At 66.2% G+C, this 15928-nt stretch carries 13 protein-coding genes; 7 read left to right on the top strand and 6 right to left on the bottom strand.

Going from position 1 to position 15928, the window contains the following annotated elements; genetic code table 11:
• Positions 1-8: 8 nt before the first annotated feature.
• From pgm to QTI04_RS23290, 3 genes are all read right to left on the bottom strand, one after another.
• The gene (pgm, locus tag QTI04_RS23300) at positions 9-1658 is read right to left on the bottom strand and encodes a phosphoglucomutase (alpha-D-glucose-1,6-bisphosphate-dependent) (protein ID WP_286617715.1); all 1650 of its coding nucleotides are present in this window, start codon (positions 1656-1658) and stop codon (positions 9-11) included.
• A complete protein-coding gene (gnd, locus tag QTI04_RS23295) occupies positions 1655-2668 on the bottom strand; it encodes a phosphogluconate dehydrogenase (NAD(+)-dependent, decarboxylating) (RefSeq protein ID WP_286617714.1) in 1014 nt (337 codons plus the stop codon). The genes pgm and gnd overlap by 4 nt, the downstream gene beginning before the upstream one ends.
• 136 nt (positions 2669-2804) lie before the next feature.
• The gene (locus tag QTI04_RS23290; RefSeq protein WP_286617713.1) at positions 2805-4400 is read right to left on the bottom strand and encodes a phospholipase D family protein; all 1596 of its coding nucleotides are present in this window, start codon (positions 4398-4400) and stop codon (positions 2805-2807) included.
• 149 nt (positions 4401-4549) lie between these two features.
• Here QTI04_RS23290 and QTI04_RS23285 point away from each other — a divergent pair, with 149 nt between their 5' ends.
• From QTI04_RS23285 to QTI04_RS23265, 5 genes are all read left to right on the top strand, one after another.
• Positions 4550-6682: a TonB-dependent siderophore receptor gene (locus QTI04_RS23285; protein WP_286617712.1), complete on the top strand. Its 2133-nt coding sequence runs from the start codon at positions 4550-4552 to the stop codon at positions 6680-6682.
• Between the two features lie 20 nt (positions 6683-6702).
• Complete coding sequence (locus QTI04_RS23280; RefSeq protein WP_286617711.1) at positions 6703-7893, top strand: PepSY domain-containing protein; 1191 nt, start codon at positions 6703-6705, stop codon at positions 7891-7893.
• On the top strand, positions 7890-8090 hold the full coding sequence (locus QTI04_RS23275) for a hypothetical protein (protein ID WP_286602235.1): 201 nt from the start codon (positions 7890-7892) through the stop codon (positions 8088-8090). Before QTI04_RS23280 ends, QTI04_RS23275 begins: the two co-directional genes overlap by 4 nt.
• 75 nt (positions 8091-8165) lie before the next feature.
• Positions 8166-10277: a TonB-dependent receptor gene (locus QTI04_RS23270; protein WP_286617710.1), complete on the top strand. Its 2112-nt coding sequence runs from the start codon at positions 8166-8168 to the stop codon at positions 10275-10277.
• Between the two features lie 22 nt (positions 10278-10299).
• Positions 10300-10932 carry a phosphoribosyltransferase gene (locus tag QTI04_RS23265; RefSeq protein ID WP_286617709.1) on the top strand — a complete coding sequence of 211 codons (633 nt, stop codon included), beginning with the start codon at positions 10300-10302 and terminating at the stop codon, positions 10930-10932.
• Between the two features lie 16 nt (positions 10933-10948).
• On the opposite strand, the gene metK is transcribed toward QTI04_RS23265, so the two are convergent.
• Positions 10949-12130: a methionine adenosyltransferase gene (gene metK, locus QTI04_RS23260; RefSeq protein WP_286602232.1), complete on the bottom strand. Its 1182-nt coding sequence runs from the start codon at positions 12128-12130 to the stop codon at positions 10949-10951.
• A gap of 184 nt (positions 12131-12314) precedes the next feature.
• Here metK and QTI04_RS23255 point away from each other — a divergent pair, with 184 nt between their 5' ends.
• Together QTI04_RS23255 and QTI04_RS23250 are read left to right on the top strand one after the other, a co-directional pair.
• A complete protein-coding gene (locus tag QTI04_RS23255; protein WP_286602231.1) occupies positions 12315-13190 on the top strand; it encodes a lysophospholipid acyltransferase family protein in 876 nt (291 codons plus the stop codon).
• Positions 13187-14071 (top strand): lipid A biosynthesis acyltransferase, encoded by an 885-nt coding sequence (locus QTI04_RS23250; RefSeq protein ID WP_286617708.1) that lies wholly within the window; start codon positions 13187-13189, stop codon positions 14069-14071. Before QTI04_RS23255 ends, QTI04_RS23250 begins: the two co-directional genes overlap by 4 nt.
• A 99-nt stretch (positions 14072-14170) precedes the next feature.
• Here the strand turns inward: QTI04_RS23250 and QTI04_RS23245 are convergent, their stop codons facing one another.
• Both QTI04_RS23245 and yihA read right to left on the bottom strand, forming a co-directional pair.
• Positions 14171-15085 carry an alpha/beta fold hydrolase gene (locus QTI04_RS23245; RefSeq protein ID WP_286617707.1) on the bottom strand — a complete coding sequence of 305 codons (915 nt, stop codon included), beginning with the start codon at positions 15083-15085 and terminating at the stop codon, positions 14171-14173.
• 73 nt (positions 15086-15158) lie between these two features.
• A complete protein-coding gene (gene yihA, locus QTI04_RS23240; RefSeq protein WP_286602228.1) occupies positions 15159-15899 on the bottom strand; it encodes a ribosome biogenesis GTP-binding protein YihA/YsxC in 741 nt (246 codons plus the stop codon).
• Between the last annotated feature and the right edge of the window lie 29 nt (positions 15900-15928).

Genomic DNA, 15928 nt, shown 5'->3' with positions numbered 1-15928 from the left:
AGAAGAGATCAAGGAGAGATCGCCGCATCGACGATGGTCTGGGCTTCGTCCAGGATGCGGCGAAGGTGCTCGGCGCCACGGAAGCTTTCGCCGTAGATCTTGTAGATGTTCTCGGTGCCCGAGGGCCGTGCAGCGAACCATCCGCCCTGGGAGATCACCTTGATGCCGCCGATCGCCGCGCCGTTTCCGGGCGCATGGCTCAAGACGTTCTCGATCTTCTCGCCTGCGAGTTCGCTGGCGCCGAGCTGCTGCGGCGAGAGCGCCGAGAGTTGCTTCTTCTGCTGGGCCGTGGCCGGCGCGTCGATCCGGCTCGCGACTGGATTGCCGAACTCGTTCGCCAGGTCGGTGTAGAGCGCACCGGGGTCGCGGCCCCTGCGTGCGGTGATTTCCGCAGAGAGCAGCGCGGCGGTGATGCCGTCCTTGTCGGTGGTCCATGCCGAGCCGTCGCGCCGCAGGAAGGTGGCACCTGCGCTTTCCTCGCCGACGAAGCCGAGAGATGCGTCGAGCAATCCATCGGCGAACCATTTGAAGCCCACCGGGACTTCGTAGAGACGACGACCGAGCCTTGCGGTCAGGCGGTCGATGAGCTGCGTCGAGACGACTGTCTTGCCGACGGCCACCTGCGGGCCCCACTGCGGGCGGTGCTGGAACAAGTAGTCGACGACCACCGAAAGGTAGTGGTTCGGCGCCAGGAGCCCCGCACCACCGGTGACGATGCCATGCCGGTCGTGGTCCGTGTCGCAGGCAAAGCCGACGTCGAAGCGGTCCTTGATGTCGAGCAGGCGCTGCATCGCATAGCCCGAGGAAGGGTCCATGCGGATCTGGCCGTCCCAGTCCAGCGTCATGAAGCCGAATCGCGGATCGACCGTGTCGCTGACGACGGTGAGATCGAGCTTGTAGCGGTCGGCAATCGCCGACCAGTAGTGGACGCCGGCGCCGCCCAGCGGGTCGACGCCCATGCGGACATGGGCGTCACGGATCGCTTCCATGTCGATCACCTGGTCGAGGTCGCCGACATAGGCGTCGAGGAAATCGTGGCGGTGCGTCGTCGCGGCCTTCAAGGCCAAGGCGTGCGGCATGCGCTTGACGCCGTCGAGCCGTAGTTCGAGGTAGCGGTTGGCTGCGGCTTCGACCCCGCCGGTGATGTCCTGCCCGGCCGGTCCGCCATTGGGCGGGTTGTATTTGAAGCCGCCGTCGCGCGGCGGGTTGTGCGACGGCGTGACGACGACGCCGTCGGCGAGGCCGCTGCTGCGTCCCCGGTTGTAGGTGAGGATTGCATGCGACAAGGCCGGGGTCGGCGTGAATTCGTCATTCGTCGCCAGCATCACGTCGACGCCATTCGCGGCCAGCACCTCGAGCGCGCTCGCGCAGGCGGGTTGCGAGAGCGCGTGCGTGTCGATGCCGAGGAACAGCGGCCCATCGATGCCTTTCGCCTTGCGGTAGTTGCAGATCGCCTGCGTGACCGCGAGCACGTGCCACTCGTTGAAGGAGCGCTCGAAGGCCGACCCCCGATGGCCGGACGTTCCGAACGCGACCCGTTGCGTCGCGATGCCGGGGTCGGGATCGTCTGCGTAGTAGGCCGCAACGAGTGCGCTCACGTCGATGAGGGATCCGGCCGGTGCCGGTTGGCCGGCGAGGGGGTTGATGCGATCACTCATGATTTCTTCTCCGCGTGGCCTCCGAACTGGTGCCGCAGGGCCGACAGCACGCGATTGGAAAAGTCCGCCTCGCCGCGCGAACTGAATCGCGCGTAGACCGCGGAACTCAGCACCGGCGTGGGCACCCCTTCGTCGATCGCGGCCTGGAGGGTCCAGCGGCCCTCGCCGGAATCGGAGACACGACCCTGGAAATTCGTGAGGTCCGGATCGGCGGTGAGCGCGGTGGCGGTGAGATCGAGGAGCCAGGAGCCGATCACGCTGCCGCGCCGCCACAGCTCGGTGATCTCGGGCAGGTTCATGTCGTACTGATAGAGCGTGGGGTCGCGCAGCGGCGTCGTCTCGGCGTCGATGTCGTGCGAGCGCTTGCCGATGTTGGCGCCGCGGAGGATGTTGAGACCCTCCGCATACGCGGCCATGATTCCGTATTCGATGCCGTTGTGCACCATCTTGACGAAGTGGCCCGCGCCGTGAGGGCCGCAATGCAGATAGCCTTGATCGGCCGTACTGGCGCCGGCGGCTCGGCCGGGTGTCGGCGGGTGCTCGCCGGCGCCTGGCGCCAGCGTGGCGAACAGCGGCGATAGGTGCTGCACCGTCTCTGCTTCGCCGCCGATCATGAGGCAGTAGCCGCGATCGAATCCGGCAATGCCGCCGCTGGTGCCTACGTCGACATAGTGCAGGCCCAGGGCGTGCAACTCGTTGCCGCGGCGGATGTCGTCGCGGTAGTGGGAGTTGCCGCCGTCGATGACGATGTCGCCGGGCTGCAGCAACGGCGTCAGCGTGGCGAGTGCGGCGTCGACGGCCGCTGCGGGGACCATGAGCCAGATCGCACGGGGCCGCGCGAGCTTGGCAACGAAATCCTGCAGCGTGGCAGCGCCGGTCGCGCCTTGGGCGGCCAATCGCTCGATGGAGGCGGGTGCGTTGTCATGCACGACACAGTCGTGGCCTCCACGCATCAGGCGGCTCGTCATGTTGGCGCCCATGCGTCCGAGTCCGATCATGCCGATTTGCATCGCAAAGCTCCTTTGAGTCTGGTTGGGTTGAGGTGTGAGCGCGCCCCTGCCGAACGAGTTCCGAAGACGTCGGGAGCGGCCGGCGATCATCTTCCCGCGCAAGCAAAAAGTCGAGCGTGCCCCGGGGACGGGACTTCTAGAGCAGGTCGCTCGGAACGAACCAGGAGAAGAGCAGCAGCTTCAGCCGCACCAGTGCGTTCGCGTCCGGCTCCTCGTTGAGGACGATGTTCTCGCCGTCGGTCGTCACCCATTGGATCTGGTCGGTGCCCGGCTTCAGGCGGACCTCGTACACGCTCTCGACGTTGTCGACCTGGAACGCGTCGAGCAGTCGGTGCGCCACTTCGTAGCCTTCGAAGCGCACGCCCAACTCGGTGTTGATGTAGGCCGATCGCGGATCGAAGTTCAGCGAGCCGACGAGGGCCCATTCGCGGTCGATCAGCGCCAGCTTGGCGTGCAGGCGCCCGCGCGACTGGCGGAACACCTTGCGCAGGTTGAGGCTGCGCTTGATCTGCTCCGAACTCACCTCGTACAGCGTGACGCCCATGCGGAGCATTTCGACGCGAAAACTGTTGTAGTTGATGTTGACGAGCGGCTCGTCCGTGTCAGCCAGCGAATTGGTGGCGACCGTGATCCGGATGCCGCGCGCGCGCAGCCGCGCAATGTGGTCCATGCCCGCGTCGCCCGGAATGAAGTACGGCGTGATGATATTGATGTCGGACTTCGCGAGGTCGAACAGGGCGCGCATGCGCTCGGCCACGGTCGGCGGGCGATGCTGGGGCAGGTCGTCGCCCTCCACGCGCAGCGCCTTGGAGGGGGAGTCCGCGACGGCATTGGCGTGCGTCGGGATCAGCTCCAGCTTGCCTTGCGCGATCGCCGTGCTGACGGGCGGATCGCCGAACATGTCCGACTCCGGCGGCGGTTCGAGGCGCGGCGCCTGAGCTTCGGAGGTGAGGGCGTCGAACCTTGTCCTCAGCGCCTCGGGCGTTTCGCTGGATGGGACGATGTCGTGCAGCGGGTAGACGACTTCGCTGTTCCAGTAGTTGTCGAAGATGGTCTCGAGCTCGGTCACGACGGGGCCGGCGGCGAGCATGTCCAGATCGATGAAGTTGGCGCCCGCGCTGCGCAGGAAGTACTCGTCCGCCAGGTTGCGCCCGCCCACGATCGCCACGGCCCCGTCGGCGACGAAGAGCTTGTTGTGCATCCGGTGGTTGAGCCGGCTGAATTCGCCTGCAAAGCTGAGCCAGCGGGTCGCGGTGTGGTCCCTGCCGGTGACGAAGGGGTTGAACAGGCGGATTTCCACGTTCGGGTAGGCGGCCAGTCCGAGCAGCATGGGATCGAGCTTGACCGTATAGAAATCGTCGAGAAGCAGCCGCACGCGCACGCCGCGGCGCGCTGCATCGCGCAGCTCACGCAGGATCAGCTTGCCGGTCTGGTCGTTGCCGAGCAGGTAGTACTGCAGGTCGAGCGAGGCCTGGGCGTGGCGGATCAGGGCGATTCGCGCATCGAGCGCGAGGGCGCCCTGGGGCATCACCCGCGCACCCGAGACGCCGTCGCGCTGTTCGTAGAAGGCGGCGGTCAGCTTGCCCAGTTCCGTTGCCGGCGAGGCCGTGACGGCGGGGCTGTACGGCGTGACGGTGCGCGACGGCAGGCCGGCGCACGCCGAAACCAGGCAGACGAACGCGAGCGCCAGGCAACGAAGCTTTGACGCGGGCGTCGCGGGAAGTCTGGGCATGCAGCTTGGATGGTTGCGGGCAGCGGATCGTAGCCGGCCGGCGAAATGCGCGCGTCGCCATCGGGTGAATGGGCATCTTCACATTGCGTTCACATTCCATTCATGAATAGAATGCGAATTGTTATCAATTGCAATCAAAGAACAACCCAATGCGGATCAATTTCGGGCGGCGCCAGACCGCCGCCATGCTTGCCGGCTGCCTCGCCATCTATCTCCAACAACAGACATTGGCGCAGACGGGAAGCACGACGACCCTGCCTGAGGTCCGGGTCGACGCGAACGCTGAAGTCGAGACCGCTACGTCGCCGGTCGTCGGCTACCGGGCCAGGAACGCCATGTCCGCAACCAAGACGGACACGCCTCTGTCCGAAACGCCGCAGTCGGTGACCATCGTGACCCGCGACCAGATGACGGACCAAGGTGCGACCAACGTCCAGGATGCGTTGACCTACGCCGCCGGCGTGCGCTCGGATGCCTACGGCGTCGATTCGCGCACTGACAGCGTGCTGATACGCGGCAGCAACCCCGACGAATACCTTGACGGGCTGCGCAAGAACTTCGACTGGTACACCAGCAACGCACGCACCGAAACCTACACGCTCGAGCGCATCGAGGTCCTGCGCGGCCCCTCGGCCATGCTGTACGGGCAGGGGAGCACGGCGGGCATCATCAACATGGTGAGCAAGCGGCCGCTGGCCGACACACAGCGCGAAGTCGAAGTGCAGTTCGGAAGCTGGAACCGCACCCAGCTCCAGACCGACCTCACCGGACCGTTGACGGAGGATGGTCAATGGCTCTATCGCCTGATTGCCGTGGGTCGCAATGCGGACACTCAAGTGGACTACATCCGCGACGATCGCCAGCTCATCGCCCCCTCCCTCACGTGGAGGCCGAACGCAGCCACCACTCTGACGTTGCAGGCGCTCTACCAGAAGGACAAGACGGGGTCGACATCGCAGTTCTTCCCCTGGGAGGGCATGGTGCTTCCCAATCCGAACGGCATCCTGCCCACCCGCCGATTCATCGGCGAGCCGGGCTACGATCGCTACGACACCGAGCGCTCGACGGCGGGATGGCTTTTCGAGCACCGGTTCAACGATCAATGGGCCGTGAACCAGAACCTGCGCTACACCCACAACAACGTCGACTACACCGGTTTCTACGGTGACTCGTTCACCGTGCCGGGCGGCTGGGCCGGCGATCCGGTCAACAAGCGGTTGTTCGGGCGCTTCTGGGATTCGAGCATCACCAAGGTGAACATGTTGCAGGCCGATCAGTACGTTCAAGGCCGCTTCCAGACCGGCGCCGTCGACCACCAGGTGCTCACCGGCCTGGACTTTGCCCGCTACTCCATGAACAAGCGGTCGGGCTTCGACTATCCGATCTACCTCGGCGGCACCCAGCCGCTCATCGACGCCTACGCACCGGTGTACGGCCAGCCGTTCCCGACCTACGAACTGGTCGACAGTCCAAAGTCGACGCAGCGCCAGTACGGCGTCTACGTGCAGGACCAGATGAAGTTCGCGAAGAACTGGATCGTCCTGGCCGGATTGCGCCACGACGAAGTCACCAATGGCCTGGTCGGTAGCGACGACGAGAAGAGCGATGCCACCACCAAGCGCTTCTCCCTCATGTACGCGGCCGACAACGGAATCTCGCCGTACATGAGCTACGGCGAGTCGTTCACGCCGGTCGCCGGCCTGAACGCGAACAACGAACGATTCACGCCGCAACGCGGCAAGCAGTGGGAGGTCGGCGTCAAGTATTTGCCGACCGACCGCCCCATCCAGGCGACCGCCACGGTCTACGACCTGCGCGAGGACAACCGCCTGATCCTGAATCCCGACGGCGGCATCGACTACGTGCAAGCCGGCAGCACCAAGACCACGGGCGTCGAGCTCGAAGTCAAGGCCACGCTGGACAAGGACTGGGACGTGCTCGGCTTCTACAATTACACCAACGTCGACCCGCAGTTGACCCAGGTGCCCCGCAATCAGGCGGCGGTGTGGACCAAGTACCGCTTCATCCTCAGTGGCATGCCTGGCTTCTCGGCCGGAGCCGGTGTGCGCTGGATGGGCAAGTTCCAGGACGGCGTTGCTCCCGAGACGCCGGCCGTGACCTTGCTCGATCTCATGATCGCCTACGAAACGGCCAAGTGGCGACTCGCGCTGAATATCAACAACCTGACGGACAAGTCCTACAACTCTGTCTGCCTTTCGCGCGGCGACTGCTGGTGGGGTGCCCGCCGCAATGCGGTGGCCAGCGCGACTTACCGCTTCTGACGCTCCTGCAAAATTCCATGATGAACAGCCGCCGAATCAAGACCTGGGCTTGGGTCCACAAGTGGAGCAGCCTGGTCTGCACCGCGTTCATGCTGCTCCTGTGCATCACGGGGCTGCCGCTGATCTTCCACCACGAGATCGGGCATCTGCTCGGCACGGAGGTGGAAGCCCCCAAGATGCCCGCCGACGCGCCGCGCGCGAACCTGGACCGTGTGCTCGAGACGGCGAAGGCGTTGCATCCGGACCGCGTGGTGCAGTTCGTTTCGCAGCCGGAGGATGACGACGCCATCTGGTTCGTCACGCTCACGCCCACGCCGGCGCCGACGGACGATTTCAAGCAGGTCGCGGTCGATGCGCGCACCGGCGCGGTGCTGGCGCAGCCGAAGACCGACGAAGGCTTCATGTACGTGATGTTCAAGCTGCACGTCGACCTGTTCGCGGGGCTTCCCGGCATGCTGTTCCTCGGCTTCATGGGCTTTTTGCTGCTGGTGGCGATCGTCTCCGGCGTGGTTCTGTATTCGCCCTTCATGCGCAAGCTGGATTTCGGCACGGTGAGGCGCGAACGCCGGCCGCGCCTCAAGTGGCTGGACCTGCACAACCTGCTCGGCATCGTGACCTTGGCGTGGGCCTTCACGGTGGGCGCGACCGGAATGATCAACACCTGGGCCGACCTCATCGTCAAGTACTGGCAGCACGACCAACTCAGCGTGCTGCTGAAGCCCTATCAGGGACAGCCGACGGTGCCGGTGGCTGAGCGTGGCTCCGTACAGCAGTCGATGGACGTGGCTCTGAAGAGCGCACCGGGCATGAAGCTGTCCTTCATCGCCTTTCCGGGTACATCGTTCTCCAGCCCGCACCACAACACCTTCTTCCTGCGCGGGAACGAGCCCTTCACCTCGCGGCTCTTGCAGCCGGTTCTCGTCGATGCCCAAACCGGCACGATCACCGCCAGCCCGAGGCTGCCGTGGTATCTGACGGCGCTGCTGGTGTCGCAGCCCCTGCATTTCGGCGACTACGGCGGCATGCCCATGCAGATCCTGTGGGCGCTGCTCGACATCGCCACCATCATCGTGCTGGGCAGCGGGCTCTATCTGTGGCTCAAGCGCGGCCACACGGTGCCGGCCTCGGCAAAGGTGGGCGAGGATGCGCACGGCTCGCCTGCGCCCCTGGCGCAGCCGGCTTCAACGGCGACCGCGAAGGTGGGCACATGAAGCACCCGCATCACGGTCACTTCTGGCGTCTGTGGGGCTGGCCGATCGTGCTGGGCCTGCTCACCTGCATAGGGCTCGTCTCTGCGCTGTTCAGCGATGGCGGGCTGGGCGATGCACTGGCGTGGGTCACGCTCGGCATCCCGGTCGCAGTGGGTATCTGGTTCGGCTGGTGCCGCCGCCATCCGCGGCATCCGTAGGTCGGTCTCGGACCAGGGCGCCATAGGGTCTTGCCCTCCGCGCGGCGGGCGGCGGCCCAACGCAGAATCGCCGCCATGAAATCTCCTGTCGCCGTCGCCTGCCTGCTGGTCGCCACCTCTTCCTCCATCCATGCGCAGGATGTGGGCAGCGTGCCGAGTCTTGGCGAAGTCACCGTCACCACGCCGCGAGGGGCCGAGCCGCTGTTCGACGTGGCCGGCTCGGTCAGCCGAGTCGAAGGCGCCGAGATCCGGGACATGCGCCTGGGGTCCCAGCTCTCCGAGGGGCTGAACATCGTCCCCGGCCTGCAGGTCCAGAACCGGCAGAACCTCGCGCAGGACCTTCAGATCTCCATCCGCGGCTTCGGTGCGCGCTCCACCTTCGGCGTGCGCGGCATTCGCCTCTATGTCGACGGCATCCCCGCCACGCTGCCCGACGGCCAGGGACAGACGTCCAACATCGACATCGGCTCGCTCGATCGCGTCGAAGTGCTGCGCGGCCCCTTCTCGGCGCTCTATGGCAACTCCTCCGGCGGCGTGTTCCAGTCCTTCACGGAGACCGGCGAAGGACCGCCCAAGCTGGGCTTCTCGCTGGCCGCCGGCAGCTATGGCACGACGCGTATCGGCAGCCAGGTGAGCGGATCCTCCGGCGCGGTCGATTACCTGCTGAGCGGCAGCCACTTCGAGACCGACGGCTATCGCGATCACAGCGAGGCTGAGCGCAACATCGTCAACGGCAAGATGGGCTTCAACCTGGACGATGGCAGCCGGCTCTCCCTGATCCTCAACAGCGTGCACCTGAACGCCCAGGACCCGCTGGGCCTCACGGCCGAGCAGTACGCGCTGGACCCGCGCAGCGCAGTGGTCGCCACCCAGTTCAACACGCGCAAGAGCGTGGATCAGACGCAGGCTGGCCTGCTGTACGAGCGCCCCATCGATGCCAACAACGCGCTGCGCCTGATGGTCTATGGCGGCCAGCGCAAGACCACGCAGTACCAGGCCATTCCGCCGTCGGCGCAACTGAACCCGCTGAGCGCGGGCGGGGTAATCGGCCTGTCGCGTGACTACGGCGGCGTCGACCTGCGCTGGATCTCGCAGATGACGCTGGCCGGCCGACCCTTCGAGCTGGTCGCCGGCCTGGTCTACGACGATCTTCGCGAGCAGCGGACCGGTTACGAGAACTTCATCGGCCCGGCGGCCAATCCGATCCTGGGCGTGCAAGGCCGCCTGCGCCGCAACGAGACCAACACGGTCGACAACCTCGACCCCTATGTGCAAGCCACCTGGCGTCTGGCGGATCAATGGACGCTGGAAGCCGGCGTGCGCCGCAGCAAGGTCAACTTCGACTCGACGGATCGCTACATCGTGGGCGCGAACCGCAACGACAGCGGCAGCGCGGAGTACACCGAGACCCTGCCGGTGGCCTCGCTGCGTTACCAGGCGACGCGCGACCTGGCTTTCTACACCTCGGTGGGGCGTGGCTTCGAGACGCCGACGCTCAACGAGCTTTCGTATCGCCCCGATGGTCAGGGCGGGCTCAACTTCGCGCTGCAGCCCGCGACCAACGACAGCGTGGAGGTGGGTGCCAAGGCGCGCCTGGCGGGTGGCCTGCTCACGGCGGCGGTATTCCAGACCCGCACCGACGACGAGATCGTGACCGCGACCAACGTGGGCGGCCGCGCCACCTTCCAGAACGCCGGGCGCACGAAGCGCGATGGCTTCGAGCTGGCCTGGCAGCACGAGACGGAGAACCACTGGCGCACGCAACTGGCCTACACCTGGCTGGACGCGCGCTACAGCGATCCCTTCTGCGCCGTCCCGTGCACCGCTGGCACCTTCGTTCCGGCGGGCAATCGCATTCCGGGGATTGCGCCGCAGTCCCTCTTCGCCTCCTACGGCTGGGTGCCGCCGGAAGGCTGGCGCGGGGGCACGGAGTTGCGGGCGCTCGGGAGCATCGAGGCCAACGATCGGAACACGGTCAGCGTGCCAGGCTACGGTGTGGTGGCGCTGTTCGCGGGCTACCTCAAGAAGTGGCAGCGCTGGGAGTTCAACGCCTTTGCGCGCATCGACAACCTGTTCGACAAGCGCTACGTCGGCTCGGTGATCGTCAATGAGGGCAATGCCCGCTACTTCGAGCCGGCGCCGGGGCGCAACTGGACGGTCGGCATGGGAGGCGCGTATCGTTTCTGAATTCCGGCTGCAAGGAGTGCAAATGGAATTCAAGGATCGACGCGATGCGGGTCGCCGACTCGCGAATGCGCTCGGCGCCTGGCGCGGGCGCCCCGATGTCCTGGTGCTGGGGTTGCCGCGCGGCGGCGTGCCCGTGGCCTGGGAAGTGGCGCAGTCTCTGGGGGCCCCGCTCGACGTGCTGGTCGTGCGCAAGCTCGGCTTTCCGGGCCAGGAAGAATTCGCGATGGGAGCGATCGCATCGGGTGGCGTGCGCGTGATGGGCGACATCGACGGCGGCTGGCCGGTGTCGGAGCGGGCCGTCGAGGCCGTGGTGGCGCGCGAGCAGGCGGAGTTGGTGCGTCGCGAGCGCCTCTATCGCGGCGAGCGCGCGCCGCTCGCGCTGGCCGGAAAGGTGTTGCTGCTGATCGACGACGGTCTTGCAACCGGAGCCACCATGTGCGCGGCCGTGAAGGCCGCCCGGATGGGCCAGCCCGAGCGCATCGTGGTGGCGGTGCCTGTGGCGTCGCGCGAGGCTGTGCAGAGCGTGGGCGCGGTCGCGGACGAAGTCGTCTGCGTTTCCACGCCCGAGCACTTTCGCGCCGTCGGGCTGTGGTACGAGGACTTCGGCCAGACCGGCGACGAGGAGGTCTGCGAGTTGCTGCGCATACCTTCCTGATTCAGCGGTCGGAGTCTCAGAGACCGGCCGCAGCGCGCAGGGCTGCGGCGTTGGCGGTGCTTTCCCAGGTGAACTCGGGCTCTTCGCGGCCGAAGTGGCCGTAGGCTGCGGTCTTGCCGTAGATCGGACGCAGCAGGTCGAGCATCTGGATGATGCCCTTGGGACGCAGGTCGAAATGTTCCTGCACCAGTGCCGCGATCTTCTCGTCGGAGATGACGCCCGTGCCTTCGGTGTAGACCGTGACGTTCATCGGCTTGGCCACGCCGATCGCGTAGGCGACCTGGATCTGGCACTGGCGCGCGAGGCCGGCGGCAACGATGTTCTTGGCCACGTAGCGAGCGGCGTACGCGGCCGAGCGGTCGACCTTGCTCGGGTCCTTGCCCGAGAAGGCACCACCGCCGTGCGGGCAGGCGCCGCCGTAGGTGTCGACGATGATCTTGCGGCCGGTCAGACCACAGTCGCCCTGCGGGCCGCCGATGACGAAGCGGCCAGTCGGGTTGATCAGGTAGCGCGTTTCCTTGAGCCACTCCTTGGGCAGCACCGGCTTGATGATCTCTTCGATGATGGCTTCGTTGAACGAGGCCTTCATCTTGGTTGGCGTCTCGCTCTGATCGGGGTGGTGCTGCGTGGAGAGCACGACGGTGTCGATGCTGTGCGGCTTGCCGTCGACGTAGCGCATCGTCACCTGGCTCTTGGCGTCGGGACGCAGGAAGGGCAGGCGGCCGTCCTTGCGCAGTTGGGCCTGGCGCTCGACGAGGCGGTGCGCGTAGTAGATCGGCGCGGGCATCAGTTCGGGCGTCTCGTCGCATGCGTACCCGAACATCAAGCCCTGGTCGCCGGCCCCGGTATTCAGGTGGTCGTCGCTCGCGTGGTCCACGCCCTGGGCGATGTCGTTGGACTGCTTGTCATAGCAGACCATGACGGCGCAGCCCTTGTAGTCGATGCCGTAATCGGTGTTGTCGTAGCCGATGCGCTTGATGGTGTCGCGCGCGACCTGGATGTAGTCGACGTGTGCGTTGGTGGTGATCTCGCCGGCCAGCACGACCAGACCGGTGTTGGTCAGCGTTTCGGCGGCGACGCGGGAGCGCGGGTCCTGGGCAAAGATCGCGTCGAGGATCGCGTCGGAGATCTGGTCCGCCACCTTGTCGGGATGGCCTTCGGAAACGGATTCGGAAGTAAAGAGGAAGTCGTTCGCCATTTGATGAAACTCCATGAAGGTCCGATTGGCGCGTTGCCAACTCGGATGGAGCTTTGGCGAACGCTTTAGCAGTGATGTTTAACGTCGCCCTGCAAGTAGTTCCATAACTCAGCGACAATTTGCATTCTATTCGAGCCGCGCTGTACGCTGCGCGCGCGTCCTGATTTCACCCCTCCCTGTTTTGATGCTTTCTCTCTTCCGTTGGCTTGCCCGATTGCCGCTGCCCCTGATGCACGCGGTCGGCGGATGCCTTGGCTGGCTGGTTTGGTGGATGGCGCCGGACTACCGCCGGCGCTTTCGGGAAAACGCCGAAGCTGCCGGATTCACGCCGGCGCAATACCGGCCCGCGATCACCGCCGCCGGCGCCATGGTGGGCGAGCTCCCCTGGGTCTGGGCACGTCCGAAGGGCGAAAGCCTGCTGCCGAAGATCGTCCGCTGGGACGGCGTCGAGGCGTTCGAGGCCGCGCTGGCCGCGCGCAAGGGCGTGATCCTCGTTTCGCCGCATCTCGGCAGTTGGGAAACCTTGGGTCAGGCTGTCGGCGAGCGTTTCTTCGAGGCCTACGGCCCGATCACCGCGCTGTTCAGGCCAGCCCGCAAGAAATTCATGGCGGACCTGATCGCAGGCTCCCGGGACCGCCCCGGCCTGCAGACCTTGCCCACCACCTTGGCTGGCGTGCGCGGCCTGATCCGTACGCTTCGCAACGGCGGCTACACCGGCCTGTTGCCGGATCAGGTGCCACCGCTGGGGCAGGGGGTCTGGGCGCCGTTCTTCGGTCGTCCGGCCTACACGATGACGCTGTTGCCCCGCCTCGCGCAACAGACCGGTGCCCGGGTGTTCCTCGGCGTCTGCGAGCGACTGCCGCGTGGGGCCGGCTACGCGATCCGGTTCGAGCCCTTCGACGGCACCGCGATGAGCGACCCCAAGGCCACGCCCGAGGCCGCCGCGACGGCCATGAACGAAGGGATTGCCAGGCTGATTCGCCGTTTGCCGGGCCAGTACGTCTGGGACTACGCGCGCTACAAGCAGCCGCGCGCCGAAGCGGCCGAGGTGGCTTCGTGAGCCTCACTTCGAGACTCGGCATCGCCTTCATGCGAACGCTGGCGCACGTGCCGTTGCCGCTGGTGCGAAGATTCGGCGCGCTGCTCGGACCGGTGCTGCACGTGGCTGCCGTTCCTCGTCGGCGGGTGGTGGATGCGAACCTGGCCGTGTGTTTTCCGGACAAGTCGCCCGCCGAACGCCGCCGCATGGCGCGCGAGACCTTCGTCTATGTGGCCCAGTCATGGCTCGACCGCAGCTGGCTCTGGCATGCGCCGGAAGAGGTCGTCGCGCGGCGGCTCAAGGTGCATGGCGCGGTCAAGGAAATCGACGAGATTGCCCACGGTCACGAACCGACGATCCTCTTCGCGCCACATTTCTACGGCTTGGATGCGGCAGCCACGGCGCTGACGATGCACACGGCCCGGCCTTCGACCACCATCTATACCACCCAGCGGGATCCGATGGTGGACGAGTGGATCCGCGAAGGCCGCAAGCGCTTCGGCAACGTGATCACCCTGAACCGTGTCGATGGCATCAAGCCGATCATTGCGGGGCTGCGCAAGGGCGGGTTGCTGTACCTGCTGCCCGACATGGATTTCGGGCGCGATCAAACCGTGTTCGTGCCCTTCTACGGCGTACAGGCAGCCACCGTGCCGTCGCTGTCGCGCTTCGCGCGGCTGGGCCGGGCCAAGGTGGTGCCGATCGTCTCGAAGCTCACCACGGATGGCTACGAGATCGAAGTGCTCGAGGCCTGGAAGAACTTCCCTACCGATGACGTGATGGCCGACACCGCCCTGATGAACCGGCGCCTGGAGGGCTACATCGACACCATGCCCTCGCAGTACTACTGGGTGCATCGCCGCTTCAAGACGCGCCCCGAGGGCGACCCTTCGATCTACTAGGGCCCCCCGGCTTTTCACTTCGCTTCGCTGCGTGCAATTCGCCACCCCCCGAGGGGGAGGCCCGGCCGCCTTGGGGCGGCCCGGCGGCGGCCGGATCTCCTATTGGGCTCGCCGTATGAAAGCTTCGATCTCGCTGGCGACGAACTGGGGCTGCTCATGGATCAGCCAGTGCGTCGCGCCCGGCACCTTCTTGAGATCGAGTTTCGGCACGTAGTCTTCCAGCCCTTCGAGCAAGCCCGGCAACAGGGCCGAATCGTCGAGCGCCCACAGCACGAAGGTCGGCGCGGCGACCGTGAGCCGTTCGCGCGGCAGCGTGGGGATCTGGGGTGCCGGCTGGCCGGGCACGGCCGGCTTCATCGGCGTGACGCGATAGAGGTTGCAGGCGCCCGTGAGGCCGGCGTTCCAGACCTCGCGGTACTGGTTCTTCACATCCTCGGTGAGCCAGCCGAAGCCGTCCGGACCTGCCTTCATCAGCGTGAAGAAGGGCCACATGCGTCGATAGTCGTCGGCCGAGAGCAGGGCTTCGGCATCGGGCCGGGCCAGAAAGTTCATGTAAGCGCTCGCGGCCTGCTGCGCCGGGTTGTTCAGCAATTCGCGCGTGAAAGTACCCGGATGCGGCGAATTGATGATCACCAGCCTGCCGAGCTTTTCGCCGTGCTGGTTGGCGTAGCCCCAGCCGAAGGCGCCGCCCCAGTCATGCGCGACCAGGACCTCGATCTTTCCTTCAGGGTTTTCGCTCGCGGCGAGTTCGGCGACGTCCTGCACCAGCAGATGGGCGCGGTAGGCGGACACCTCGGTGGGCGAACTCGATTTCTCGAAGCCGCGCAGGTTGGGCGCGATGCAGCGGAATCCGCCGTGCTCGGGTTGCGCGAAGTAATCGAGCAGTGCGTCCCAGATGAAGGCGGCCTCGGGAAAGCCGTGCAGGAACACCATCAGCGGGCGTCCCGGCGTGCCGGTCGCGCGGCAACTGAGGGTGGTGCCGTTGGGCAGCTTGCGGGCGAAAGTCTCGATCACGGGTTGTCTCCTTCTTGCTCTTGGTTGGATGTCTCGGATTCAGCCAGAGAGGGGAGCCGCCGTTACCGATCCCTCAGCCCTGTTCGTCGACCTGTGCTGGCGGCTCCGCGGGCTGCTCGCCCTCCGGGTGTACCCAGCGCCAGAGCAATTCGGCCGCTTCGTCCACGCCCTGCTGTTTCAGCGCCGAGAACAGTTTGACCTCGCCGCCGCCGGCCTGCAGTCGCGCAATCGACAGTGCCTTGGCGCCGTCCGAACGCGTGAGCTTGTCCGCCTTGGTCAGCAGCACCAGGAACTTGAGCCCTTGCTCGACCCTGGGGCGAATGACATCCAGCAGGATCTCGTCCAGTTCGGTGAGGCCGTGGCGCGGATCACACATCAGCACGACGCCACGTAGGCTCTCGCGCGTCATCAGGTAGTTGCCCATCACGCGCTGCCAGCGCAGCTTGGCTTCACGGGGCACGGCCGCGTAGCCGTAGCCCGGAAGGTCGGCCAGCAGCGCGTCGTCGACCTTCTGCTTGCCGACGCCAAACAGGTTGATGTGCTGCGTCCGGCCGGGCGTCTTCGATGCGAAGGCCAGGCGCGTCTGTTGCGTGAGCGTGTTGATCGCCGTCGATTTACCGGCGTTTGAGCGGCCGACGAAGGCGATCTCGGGCAGGTCGAAAGGCGGCAAATGCTCCAACTGGGGCGCGCTGGTGAGGAAGTGGGCGGTGTGCAGCCAGCCCCGGGCGACGCGGGCGCGTTCGGCGGCCGCGGCGTCCACGGCCGGAGCCGTGCGGGAGTAGGGTGCGGCCGGCTTGCGCGGCGGGGTGGTCATCAATGAGCTTTCGGAACGGGGCGCCATTG

The sequence above is a fragment of the Variovorax sp. J22R115 genome (assembly GCF_030317005.1).
Classification (GTDB): Bacteria; Pseudomonadota; Gammaproteobacteria; order Burkholderiales; family Burkholderiaceae_C; genus Variovorax.
Note: the sequence above shows the minus strand (reverse complement) of the source record. Positions and strands in the feature narration are given on the sequence as shown.